Source organism: Castellaniella sp. (assembly GCF_034007085.1).
In the GTDB taxonomy this organism is placed as follows: Bacteria; Pseudomonadota; Gammaproteobacteria; order Burkholderiales; family Burkholderiaceae_B; genus Castellaniella.
The window spans coordinates 1-10,442 of sequence record NZ_JAVERO010000073.1 but is presented as its reverse complement, the minus strand read 5'-3'; the positions used below and the strand labels follow the sequence as shown (position 1 = coordinate 10,442).

The window sequence follows — 10,442 nt, the reverse complement described above, 5'->3', positions numbered from 1 at the left end:
ACCCGCATGACGATTTCCAGATCCGCGCCCAGACGTTCGCGCTGCGGCGCCAGGCGGCGGGCGTATTCCATGGCAGCCTGGGTGTCGTGAATGGAGCACGGCCCCACGACCACCACCAGCCGGTCGTCCGCCCCATACAGCACATCGTGAATCGCGCGCCGCGCATCATGGACCGTACGGGAAATATCCGCCGTGCAGGGGAATTCACGCATCACGTGGGCGGGCGGGGTCAGCTCGCGGATTTCTCGGATGCGGGTATCGTCGGTATTGTGTGACACAGTCATGCTCCATTCATGGGCCGGATGCAAGGGCGACAACAAAAAAGCCGCCTGGCAGCGCCGGCGGCTTTTTCGGGAATGTGTGGTCTACTTTTTCGTACAGCGATTCCCTTCCTCCACCAGCGGTTTTGGAAACGTAAAAAAGTAGAAAAAGTAAGGAATCGAATGCATTCCTGCATCCTAACACAGCCCGCCCAGCCGAAGCAAGGCAGTCTTGACAGCGGGATCTCGACAACGGTCTGGCGGAAACCCAGCCCTCCTGCCCCCCCCTGAAACACCCCTGGAATCAGAACGTTCTGCATGAATTGATTTGTATTGAAATCATTCTATAATCGATCATTAGCCTAGACATCATTTCATGCGTATCCATCCAGGAGACTCTCCATGAAGCTCAAACACCCGCAATCCCCACGGATTCCCCATCTATTGACTGCGGTAACCGCCTGCGTGTTCGGCCTGGGCAGCGCCGCGCAGGCCGCCGACCTCGACACCATCCGCGATCGTGGCACCTTGCGCGTGGCCGTCGCCAATGAAATCCCCTATGGCTACATGGACCTGAACGGCGAGGCCAAAGGCGTCGGGCCGGACGTGGCCAAACAGATTGCCAAGGCCCTGGGGATCGGCAAGATCGAATGGACCACCACCGCATTCGGCTCCCTGATCCCGGGCCTGCAGGCCGACCGCTACGATATGGTCGCCGCAGAGATGGCCATCCTGCCGCAGCGCTGCGAGCAGGTGCTCTATTCCGAACCAAACAGTTCCTACGGCGAAGGCCTGCTGGTCGCCAAGGGCAATCCGAAACAACTCCACAGCTATGAAGGCTTCGCCACATCGGACCACAAGATCGCCATCATGGCCGGCGCCGACCAGCTGGAAATCCTCCAGGCCCTGAAAGTCCCTGCCGACCGGATCGTCACCATCGCCAATAACGCAGATGCGATCTCCACGGTGACCACCGGGCGCGCGGACGCTTATGCCGCCACCAGCCTGACCGTCGGGGAACTGGCCGCCAAGAGCAAGGGCAAGGCCGAAGCCGCCAGCGACTTCAAGGATCCGGTGGTGGATGGCCAGCCTGTGCGCAGCTGGGGCGGCTTTGCCTTTTCCAAGGATTCGGGCTCGCTGCGCGATGCCGTCAACCAGGAACTGGCCAAGTTCAAGCAGACCGACGAGTGGCAGAAGATCATGAGCCGCTATGGCTTCTCGGCCGAGGACGCTTCCCAGTCCTTCGAGCGCTCCACGGCGCAGCTTTGCACCGGCTGATCACCGCATGGACTGGCTGTCCTATCTGGACCCGCTGCTGCAGGGCGCCTGGGTCACGATCCGGCTCGCCCTGTATTCCACGCTGCTGGGGGCGGTGTTCTCCTTTCTGTTCGGAATCGGCCGCCTGTCGCGTTCCCTGCCCTGCCGCTGGGCTTCGGTCGCCCTGATCGAGATCTTCCGTGGCACGTCGCTGCTGGTGCAGCTGTTCTGGCTGTTCTTCGCCCTGCCAGTTCTGGGGCAGGCCCTGGGCCTGGATCTGCGCCTGCCGCCAGTCGTGGCCGGTACGCTGGCCCTGAGCCTGAACATCGGCGCCTACGGAGCCGAAGTCGTGCGCGGCGCGATCCAGGCGGTGCCACGCAACCAGTACGAAGCGGCCAAGGCACTGGACTTCACGCCGCGCCAGACTCTGTGGCGCATCGCCATCCCACAAGCCATTCCGGAAATGATGCCCAGTTTCTGCAACCTGGCCGTGCAGAACCTGAAAGACACCGCTCTGGTCTCGCTGATCGGCCTGGGCGACCTGGCCTTCCAGGCCGAGCGCGTGCGCAATTTCACCCAGGACAGCGTCGGAGTCTACACCCTGCTGCTGCTGATGTATTTCGGCATGGCGCTGGTGCTGGCCGGCCTGATGCGCCTTCTGGAAACACACGTCGGGCGCTGGCGCGCCAGGGGGATCTGAATGCTGTTCGGCATCGAATGGGACACCACCAACGACTGGGTGTTCGCCTGGTCGATCCTGCCCATCCTGCTGCGCGGCCTGGTCGTCACGATCGAGGCCACACTGCTGGGCTTCGTGGTCGGCGCCACGCTGGGGCTGGTCCTGGCGGCCCTGAAGAGCGTACGCACCCGGCTGATCTCCTGGCCCGCCCGGCTGCTCACGGAATTTCTGCGCGACACCCCGCTGCTGGTGCAGCTGTTCTTCCTGTACTACGTATTGCCGGAATATGGTCTGGTGCTGCCGGCCTTTCTGACCGGTGCGCTGGCACTGGGCGTGCAGTACAGCGCCTACATGTCCGAGGTCTACCGCGCCGGGCTGGAATCGATCGCCCGGGGCCAGACCGAGGCCGCCCGCGCGCTGGATATCTCGCCCCTGCGCACGTTCACAGTCATCATTCTGCCTCAGGCGATCCCGCGCATCATCCCGGCCCTGGGCAACTACCTGGTGTCCATCATGAAGGACGTGCCCGTACTGTCGGTCGTGTCCATCCTGGAAATGCTCAACGTCGCGCGCATCATCGGCGACCGCAGCTTCAACTACATGGTGCCGCTGACGCTGGTGGGCGCCCTGTACCTGATCCTGACCCTGGTCGCCTCCGCCGGCGTGCGCGTCCTGGACGAGCGCCTGCCCAAACGCGGCATCCCGCTGCAATGAACAACGCCATGCCCGATTCTTCGATCCCCCCCGACCCGACCGACGCCATCATCACCATGGACCAGGTCGTCAAGCGTTTCGGCGCTGCCACCGTGCTCGATCACTTGGACTTCCGAGTGTCCAAGGGCGAGAAAGTCACCATCATCGGCCCTTCGGGATCCGGCAAATCCACCGTGCTGCGCATCCTGATGACGCTGGAAACCCTGGATGAAGGCCTGATCCATGTGGCCGGCAAACCCCTGTGGCATGAATACCGCCATGGCCGCCCCGTCCCCGCCAGCGAAGCCCACCTGCGGGCCATGCGCAAGGAAATGGGCATGGTGTTCCAGCAATTCAACCTGTTTCCCCACATGACGGTACGGCGCAACGTCACCGAATCGCCCGTCCATGTGCTGGGACTGTCCAAGGCCGAAGCGGATCAACGCGCCTACGAATATCTGGATCTGGTCGGCATGACCGACCATGCCGACAAATTTCCCAGCCAGCTGTCCGGCGGCCAGCAGCAGCGCGTGGCCATCGCCCGTGCGCTGGCGATGCGCCCGAACATCCTGCTGTTCGATGAGCCGACCTCGGCCCTGGATCCGGAACTGGTCGGCGAAGTGCTGACCGTCATCCGCCGCCTGTCCGAAGAACACGACCTGACCATGCTGCTGGTCACACACGAAATGGAATTCGCCCGCCAGATATCGGATCGGGTGTGCTTCTTCGACAAAGGCACGATCGTCGAACAGGCGCCGCCCGAGGCCATATTCACCGCCCCTCAGGAAGCGCGGACTCGGGAATTCCTGAAAACCTTCATCCAGGCCCGCCAGAACGCCTGAACAGCGGACGAAGGGCCCCAACCCCAGGGGATTCTGGCTGAGAGCCCCCGCCCCCCCCCGACGCGGGCAGGGTCCCTAGGCAACTGCCCGCAGCGGTGTCAGCGCTTCGATCGAGCGCCGCGCTGCAATGTGTTCGGGCCGCGGCTGCATACCATGGAATGGCGCCTCCAGGCGGTTTTCAACACTGTTGTAGACCATGAAGACATTGCTGCGCGGCCAAGGCGACAGGTTGCCGCCTGAACTGTGCAGCGTATTGCAGTCGAAAAACACCACCGAACCCGCCGCGGCCGTCACCGCGTGCAGCCCACCTTTTTCGGCCAGCAGCCGCAGGCTGACCGGGTCCGGCACCCCCACTTCCTGGCGGCGCAGCGAGGTCCGGTAATGATTCTCGGGAGTCTCGCCAATGCAGGCCACGAACTGCCGGTGCGAACCCGGAATCAACGTCAATGGTCCATTGAAGGGGGTGTTGTCCGTCAACAGCACCGAGCAGCTCAGTGCTCGCATGGCCGGCATGCCATCCTCCACATGCCAGGTCTCGAAATCGGAATGCCAGTAGAACTCTTTGCCATCGAGCGCCGGTTTCATGTTCACCCGCGACTGATGAATATAGACCTCGGACCCCAGGATCTGGCGGGCCACGTCCAGCAACCGGGGATCACGCGGCAGGTCGGCCAGGCGCTGCCCCAATTCATGCACCCGGAAGATCGAGCGCAAGGCAGTGCCCCCCGGCTCGCGGATGATCTCTTCGCCTTCGCGCACGTCCGGATCATGTTCCAGCGCCACTGCCTCCTGACGCAAGGCCTCGATTTCATCGGCATCGAATACGTCGGGCAGGACCAGGAATCCGTCCTGCTCGTAGCGCCGCAGCCGGGCCTCATCCAGCGCATCGACATAGCGGCCTTCACCGTAGACCACCGGATCGCCGCGTGCGATCAGCGCCGCATCCCGCCCCGTCCGCGATACATAGAAATCCTTCATCGTCTCCTCACTCCACAGGGATCATGCCACCGTATCGGCCGCCGGATAGACGCCGGAAGCATCATGGACCTCGCGGCCCATCAGAGGCGGGTTGAACACGCAGATCACCCGCAACGGCTGCTGGCCGCCACGCAGCCAGTGCTCATCATGCTGATCCAGGGCATAGACCACGCCTGGGCCCAGGGCGTACTTCCGGCCATCGGCGATGGTCTCGATCTCGCCATCCCCTTCGATGCACCAGACGGCCTCCAGGTGATTGCGATAATGAATATGCGTTTCGGTCCCGGGAAAAATCACGGTCTCATGGAAAGAAAACCCCATGCCGTCCCGGGCCAGCAGCACCCGGCGGCTGGTCCAGTTTTCCGTCACGATTTCCTGGTCAGTCCCGATGACGTCCCGCACGTTGCGCACGATCATCGCCCACCTCCGGCAATCTTCAGCGCCCGAGGCCGAAGCCCTGCCCCAGCCAGGACCTCGCCCACGCTGCGTTCGATGATCTCCAGCCCTTGCAGCAACTGCTCACGCGCAATCGTCAGAGCAGGCAACACCTTGAGCACCTCGTCGCGCGCGCCCGAAGTCTCGATCACCACGCCCTGTTCGAAAGCCCGCCGCGCGATCCGGCCCGCCAGGTCGTCTCCCACCGGAGCAACCAGGCCCTGGATCAGGCCACGCCCGCGCACGCCCAGGCTCGCAGCGCGAAAACTATGCACCAGATTTTCCAGCCAGTCGCGCACCAGACGTTCCTTGGCAGCGACGTCCGCGCTCAGCGTCCCGTCGGTCCAGTATGTTTCCAGCGCCTGGGCCGCCGTGACGAACGCCAGATTATTGCCACGGAACGTGCCGCTGTGCGCGCCAGGTTCCCAGACATCGAGTTCGCGGCGCAGCAGCACCAGTGACATGGGCAGCCCGAAGCCCGACAGGGATTTCGACAGTGTGACGATGTCCGGCGAAATCCCTGCCGCCTCGAAACTGAAAAAGCCACCGGTACGTCCGCAACCGACCTGGATGTCATCGACGATCAGCAACATGTCGTGACGCCGGCACAGGCGTTCCAGTTCGCGCAACCAGCATTGCGAGGCGACATTCACGCCACCTTCACCCTGAACCGTTTCAACGATCACCGCCGCCGGGTGATCCAGACCGCTGCTGGGATCGTCCAGCATGCGTTCCAGGTAGGCCATGGTGTTCACATCCGGACCGAAATAGCCGTCGTAGGGCATGAAGCTGATATTGCCCAGCGCCACGCCGGCAGCCTTGCGGAATTTCTGGTTGGCCGTGGCGGCCAGTGAACCGCCGGACACCCCGTGAAAACCATGCGTGAATGAAATCACATTCTGGCGGCCCTTGGCCTGGCGCGCGAGTTTCAGCGCCGCCTCGACCGCATTGGTGCCCGTAGGGCCAGTAAACTGCAGCACGTAATCCAGGCCGCGCGGTTCAAGCACCAGCCGATCGAAGGTCTGCATGAAATATTTCTTGGCGCTGGTGGCCATGTCCAGGCCATGCGTCACCCCGTCGGACTCCAGATACGCCATCATGCGTTCGCGCAGGACCGGGTTGTTGTGCCCGTAGTTCAAGGTACCCGCGCCACTGAAAAAATCCAGGTAGCCACGGCCATCCTCGTCATACAGTTCCGAACCGCGCGCCTTGCTGAAAATGACCGGAAACGACCGGATGTAGCCCCTGACTTCCGACTCCATCCGGTCGAAAATGCTCAAGTCCATGGGTTCCTCCTTTTCATCATTCATGAAATCCGGCCCGCTTCAGGGACCGGCAGGGTGAACGGACCGATGCGCAACAGCGGCTCGGCCTCGTGGGCGCCCGAGCCGAACAAGGCCGCCTCGAACAAGGTGGTTTCGTCCAGCGCGGCACCCAGGCGCACGGCCAGACGGGCAAACAGCTTGCGCGAGGCCCGATTCCCGGGCCCCACCGTCGTCTCGACCCAGCGGACCGGGGACCGCCCCCGGCGCGACAACAGGCCCAACAGCATGTCCAGGCCCAATCCCCGGCCTCGCGCCCGGGGATCCACCGCTACCTGCCAGACGAACAAGGTATCGTCCCGGCCAGGTGGACGGTAGCCCGACACCATGCCGAGCAGACCATCCTGATCCTCGGCCAGGACGCACGTATCGGAAAAATGCTCGCCCAGGAGCAGATAGAGATAGACAGAGTTCAGATCCAGGGGTGGACAGCGCATCACAAGATCCCGTAGATCCGGCCCATCCGCACGGGCGGGTGGGCGCAGCCGTACCGGCCCCGCAGTCAAACCACCAGTCCGGATTCGGGGGCCACGCCACCCACCGGGACATCCAGCATGGGAGACTGGCTGTCCGCCGCCGGAGCCAGCCCGGTGCCGGATTCGATCAGGTCCACGACTCGCTCCAGCGACAGCGTGATGGTGGCCTGTTCCAGTTCTGGCAAGGCCTGCAGGGCCTCGGCCAGCTTCTGCTGCAGGGGCGAAGGCGTATCCCGCGCCAGATTGCGCCCGGCCTCGGTCGCGCTGACGAATACGATACGGCGGTCTTCACGGCCACGCTCACGCACGATCAGACCCTTGTCCTCCAGGCGATCGAGGATCCCGACGACCGTGCTGGCACTGACATGGACCTCGCGGCTGATCGCGGTGGCGGTCATCGGTCCTTTTTCGATCACGGTCCGCAGGCAGACCAGCTGGGGGCCCGTGATGTGACTACAGGCCGACAACTGCCTGGAATGCAGGGCCACAGCCCGAGTGATGCGGCGCAAGGCCCGCAGGATCCGCAGGTCATAGGCCTGCTGCGCATCCGTCTGGGTATTCATGGCGATGGAACATCCTCAAAAAATTGATTTCTGTTGAAATGATAAGACCATTAATCATATGGGTCAAGAACAAATCCGGCAGGACAAGACCCGCATGGCTTCCCCATGCGCAGCACTCCGCTTGCAGCGCGACTGATCCAGAGGCCCTTCATTTAATTTTGAAATATTTTTTTATTAAAAAAATAAAGGCCGTTGAATTCAGCTTGTTCCTCCTGTATGCCCTGGTCCAAAACCCGTAAAATTCAAGATTCCCCAGGACAAAATCGGGGGAAATAATAGTGCAGGCCACAAATATCCTGACAAAGAACTTATAATCCCTCACGAGATCAGGGGCCTTTCTCTGGAGCTCATTTTTTTTGACAGGTTCTATTTTGCTGGCTGACCCTCCTTCTTCCGGGCCAATCCGCAGGGCCAATGCGCCACGGCGCATCCCCGTGGCACCCGAATCGACGCGGTGTTCCACCTGTATGCTGAACGCCATCTGCCTGCCGCTGGGCATGACCCGGCAAGACGTGGCCAAGATGGACGAACTGATCAAGGAACGCTTCCGTCTCCCCAAAGGGGGGACACTGTATCGCCAGGGCGATGCCTCCGAGGCGGTCTACGGCCTGCGGTCCGGGTCGCTCAAGACCCAGATCGAGGATGCCAATGGCCAGGTCCAGATCACCGGATTCCTGCTGCCTGGCGAAGTTCTGGGCCTGGATGGCCTGATGTATGAACAGCAGGTCTCCCATGCAATCGCCCTGGAAGATTCCGAGGTCTGCATCATCCGACTGGACGAAATGGATCACCTGGCGCCTCAGCTGCCTTCTCTGCAGCGCCAACTGCGCCGCCTGATGAGCAAGGAAATCAGCCGATCCCACCAGTTGCTGCTGGCGCTGGGCAGCCTGCGGTCAGAACAGCGCTTGGCCGCCTTTTTGCTGAACCTGTCACAACGCCTGCAGATACTGGGCTATTCGCCCTATGAATTCATCCTGCGCATGAGCCGCGAGGAAATCGGCAATTTCCTGGGCCTGACCCTGGAAACCGTCAGCCGCCTGTTTTCCCGTTTTGCCCGCGAAGGATTGATCCGGGTCCAGCAGCGCGAAGTCCAGATCCTGGATATGACGAGCCTGCAGGCCCTGTCCGGAACCGACTGCCGCTGACTGCGCCGGCCGGACCGGCACGCAAGCGCCCGCCCTTATTCCACCGGGTCGCCGAATTCGTCCAGTTCGACCCCGCGCGGGGCGATGCGCAGCGTCAACGCACTGGACAAGGCCGCCATGGCCCAGAAGATGAAAAAGCCGACGGTATACACCGTGAATCGGCTCACCTGCAGATGCCCCAAAAACACGACATCCAGGGGATCGACCAGTGCGAACACGATTGCGCTCGTAACACCTGCCATGAGAAAGGACGGCCACAGGACCCACATCAGATTGCGTGCACGCAAAGCCTGCCTCCCATACGTGAACAGTGAACTCAGCGCTGAGTCGTCGAAGCAGCCGGGGCTGTAATGACCAATCCCTGCCGGCCCCCGCCATCGATGATAGCCTGATCTCCGTAGGCCTGGAATGCCAGCACGATGGTGATGACGCAGCCGACCACTGCCACGGCGGGCCCCAGGGCCAGTAGCCAGGGCCAGCGATGCCGCCACCAGGGTTGCCCCTCGGACAGGGTTTCGATTTCCTGGGTTTTCGATACCATGGTGTGTTCCCCTTGATGAGTGTGAACAGTCCTAGTGCGGCACATAGAAACTGGATTGCTCGGTCACCTGCGCAGCCTCGCCGGAATCTCGCGTGCCGGACGTCTCGAACTGGATATCGTACAGCCCCGGCTTGAGTCCGTCGGCCGGCGCCCGCAATACCACGGGGACCAGTCGGTTGGCCGAGCCCTCTACCCGCACCCGGGCAGCGCCTTGATCGGCGGTCTGCAGGACCAGGCCAGGCACCCCCGTAGCACGCAGTTCCAGATCGACCGGGCTTTCGTCGGAATTGATGATCTGCAACCGATAGACATTCTCGATCAGACCGCCGGGGATCTCGCGGCCCAGCGCACCCCGATCGCGGATCACGTCCACTCGCAGCGTCGTGCGCGTGGCCAGCGAAAACACGAATGCAATGGCAATGGCCCCCAGCAGGGCCGAATAGGCCAGCACGCGAGGACGCAGCATACGGCGGCGTACCTGGGACTGAGTCAAGCGTTCGGTGATGGCATTGCCCGACGTGTAACGGATCAGGCCGCGTTCATAGCCCATCTTGTCCATGACCGTATCGCAGGCATCGACACAGGCCCCGCAGCCTATGCACATGTACTGCAGGCCGTCGCGAATATCGATGCCGGTCGGGCAGACTTGCACGCACAAGCTGCAATCCACGCAATCACCCATGCCGGCTTCCTTGTGGTCGATCTTGCGCGAACGCCCGCCCCGCGGCTCGCCACGGACATGGTCGTAGGTCACGACAAAGGTGTCGTCATCCACCATCACGCTCTGGAAGCGCGCATACGGGCACATGTACTTGCAGACGGCCTCGCGCATGAAACCAGCATTACCCCAGGTAGCAAAGGCGTAGAACAGCATCCAGAACCACTGCCAGGGCCCAAGATCAAAGGCCAGCAGATGCGCGCTCAGTTCGCGGATCGGCGCAAAATAGCCGATGAAGGTATAGCCCGTCCACAGCGCCAGGATCACCCACAGGAAATGCTTGGTAGCCTTGATGCGCAATTTCCGGGCGCTCCAGGGCTGCTCGTCCAGACGGATGCGGGCCAGGCGGTCACCCTCGACCTTGGCCTCGATCCACATGAACAATTCGGTATAGACCGTCTGTGGACACGCGTAGCCACAGAACAAGCGCCCCGCCATGGCGGTGAACAGGAACAAGGCATAGGCCGACAGTACCAGCAGCACCGTCAGATAGATCACATCCTGAGGCCACAGCACCATCCCGAACAGATAGA

The 10,442-nt window shown here is 62.3% G+C and carries 14 protein-coding genes and 1 pseudogene; 5 read left to right on the top strand and 10 right to left on the bottom strand.

Going from position 1 to position 10,442, the window contains the following annotated elements; genetic code table 11:
• Positions 1-278, bottom strand: a pseudogene (locus RBR29_RS07805) (3-deoxy-7-phosphoheptulonate synthase); the annotation flags it as partial.
• 384 nt (positions 279-662) lie between these two features.
• Between RBR29_RS07805 and ehuB the strand changes: the two are divergent.
• From ehuB to ehuA, 4 genes are read left to right on the top strand one after another with little or no spacing between them, the layout of a single operon-like run.
• Positions 663-1,538 (top strand): ectoine/hydroxyectoine ABC transporter substrate-binding protein EhuB, encoded by an 876-nt coding sequence (gene ehuB / locus RBR29_RS07800; protein ID WP_320348414.1) that lies wholly within the window; start codon positions 663-665, stop codon positions 1,536-1,538.
• Between the two features lie 7 nt (positions 1,539-1,545).
• Entirely contained in the window at positions 1,546-2,217 is a 672-nt protein-coding gene (gene ehuC / locus RBR29_RS07795) for an ectoine/hydroxyectoine ABC transporter permease subunit EhuC (RefSeq protein WP_320348413.1), read from the top strand.
• Positions 2,218-2,910, top strand: a complete 693-nt coding sequence (ehuD, locus tag RBR29_RS07790) for an ectoine/hydroxyectoine ABC transporter permease subunit EhuD (protein ID WP_320348412.1) — start codon at positions 2,218-2,220, stop codon at positions 2,908-2,910.
• 8 nt (positions 2,911-2,918) lie between these two features.
• Positions 2,919-3,731 carry an ectoine/hydroxyectoine ABC transporter ATP-binding protein EhuA gene (gene ehuA / locus RBR29_RS07785; protein ID WP_320348410.1) on the top strand — a complete coding sequence of 271 codons (813 nt, stop codon included), beginning with the start codon at positions 2,919-2,921 and terminating at the stop codon, positions 3,729-3,731.
• A 75-nt stretch (positions 3,732-3,806) separates the two neighbouring features.
• On the opposite strand, the gene thpD is transcribed toward ehuA, so the two are convergent.
• The 6 genes from thpD to RBR29_RS07755 form a co-directional block, all read right to left on the bottom strand.
• Entirely contained in the window at positions 3,807-4,709 is a 903-nt protein-coding gene (thpD, locus tag RBR29_RS07780) for an ectoine hydroxylase (RefSeq protein ID WP_320348408.1), read from the bottom strand.
• Between the two features lie 21 nt (positions 4,710-4,730).
• Positions 4,731-5,126 carry an ectoine synthase gene (locus RBR29_RS07775; RefSeq protein ID WP_320348406.1) on the bottom strand — a complete coding sequence of 132 codons (396 nt, stop codon included), beginning with the start codon at positions 5,124-5,126 and terminating at the stop codon, positions 4,731-4,733.
• Positions 5,123-6,430, bottom strand: coding sequence for a diaminobutyrate--2-oxoglutarate transaminase (gene ectB, locus RBR29_RS07770; protein WP_320348404.1), 1,308 nt, complete (start codon positions 6,428-6,430; stop codon positions 5,123-5,125). The genes RBR29_RS07775 and ectB overlap by 4 nt, the downstream gene beginning before the upstream one ends.
• A gap of 20 nt (positions 6,431-6,450) precedes the next feature.
• Positions 6,451-6,972, bottom strand: a complete 522-nt coding sequence (gene ectA / locus RBR29_RS07765; RefSeq protein WP_320348402.1) for a diaminobutyrate acetyltransferase — start codon at positions 6,970-6,972, stop codon at positions 6,451-6,453.
• On the bottom strand, positions 6,969-7,505 hold the full coding sequence (locus RBR29_RS07760; protein ID WP_320348401.1) for a MarR family transcriptional regulator: 537 nt from the start codon (positions 7,503-7,505) through the stop codon (positions 6,969-6,971). The genes ectA and RBR29_RS07760 overlap by 4 nt, the downstream gene beginning before the upstream one ends.
• Positions 7,506-7,653: 148 nt before the next feature.
• Positions 7,654-7,968, bottom strand: coding sequence for a hypothetical protein (locus tag RBR29_RS07755; RefSeq protein WP_320348399.1), 315 nt, complete (start codon positions 7,966-7,968; stop codon positions 7,654-7,656).
• A gap of 4 nt (positions 7,969-7,972) precedes the next feature.
• Between RBR29_RS07755 and RBR29_RS07750 the strand changes: the two genes are divergently transcribed.
• Entirely contained in the window at positions 7,973-8,650 is a 678-nt protein-coding gene (locus RBR29_RS07750; RefSeq protein ID WP_320348397.1) for a helix-turn-helix domain-containing protein, read from the top strand.
• A 35-nt stretch (positions 8,651-8,685) separates the two neighbouring features.
• On the opposite strand, the gene RBR29_RS07745 is transcribed toward RBR29_RS07750, so the two are convergent.
• The 3 genes from RBR29_RS07745 to ccoG form a co-directional block, all read right to left on the bottom strand.
• The gene (locus tag RBR29_RS07745; RefSeq protein WP_320348396.1) at positions 8,686-8,937 is read right to left on the bottom strand and encodes a hypothetical protein; all 252 of its coding nucleotides are present in this window, start codon (positions 8,935-8,937) and stop codon (positions 8,686-8,688) included.
• 29 nt (positions 8,938-8,966) lie between these two features.
• Positions 8,967-9,191, bottom strand: a complete 225-nt coding sequence (locus RBR29_RS07740) for a hypothetical protein (protein ID WP_320348393.1) — start codon at positions 9,189-9,191, stop codon at positions 8,967-8,969.
• Positions 9,192-9,222: 31 nt separating this feature from the next.
• A partial coding sequence (gene ccoG, locus RBR29_RS07735) for a cytochrome c oxidase accessory protein CcoG (RefSeq protein ID WP_320348392.1) occupies positions 9,223-10,442 on the bottom strand: 1,220 nt, incomplete at its 5' end.

What these genes read in the sequence shown, in the direction of transcription:
- ehuB (WP_320348414.1), top strand. Translation starts at nt 663, where the DNA reads ATGAAGCTCAAACACCCGCAATCCCCACGGATTCCCCATCTATTGACT.
- ehuC (WP_320348413.1), top strand. Translation starts at nt 1,546, where the DNA reads ATGGACTGGCTGTCCTATCTGGACCCGCTGCTGCAGGGCGCCTGGGTC.
- ehuD (WP_320348412.1), top strand. Translation starts at nt 2,218, where the DNA reads ATGCTGTTCGGCATCGAATGGGACACCACCAACGACTGGGTGTTCGCC.
- ehuA (WP_320348410.1), top strand. Translation starts at nt 2,919, where the DNA reads ATGCCCGATTCTTCGATCCCCCCCGACCCGACCGACGCCATCATCACC.
- thpD (WP_320348408.1), bottom strand. Translation starts at nt 4,709, where the DNA reads ATGAAGGATTTCTATGTATCGCGGACGGGGCGGGATGCGGCGCTGATC.
- RBR29_RS07775 (WP_320348406.1), bottom strand. Translation starts at nt 5,126, where the DNA reads ATGATCGTGCGCAACGTGCGGGACGTCATCGGGACTGACCAGGAAATC.
- ectB (WP_320348404.1), bottom strand. Translation starts at nt 6,430, where the DNA reads ATGGACTTGAGCATTTTCGACCGGATGGAGTCGGAAGTCAGGGGCTAC.
- RBR29_RS07760 (WP_320348401.1), bottom strand. Translation starts at nt 7,505, where the DNA reads ATGAATACCCAGACGGATGCGCAGCAGGCCTATGACCTGCGGATCCTG.
- RBR29_RS07750 (WP_320348397.1), top strand. Translation starts at nt 7,973, where the DNA reads ATGCTGAACGCCATCTGCCTGCCGCTGGGCATGACCCGGCAAGACGTG.
- RBR29_RS07740 (WP_320348393.1), bottom strand. Translation starts at nt 9,191, where the DNA reads ATGGTATCGAAAACCCAGGAAATCGAAACCCTGTCCGAGGGGCAACCC.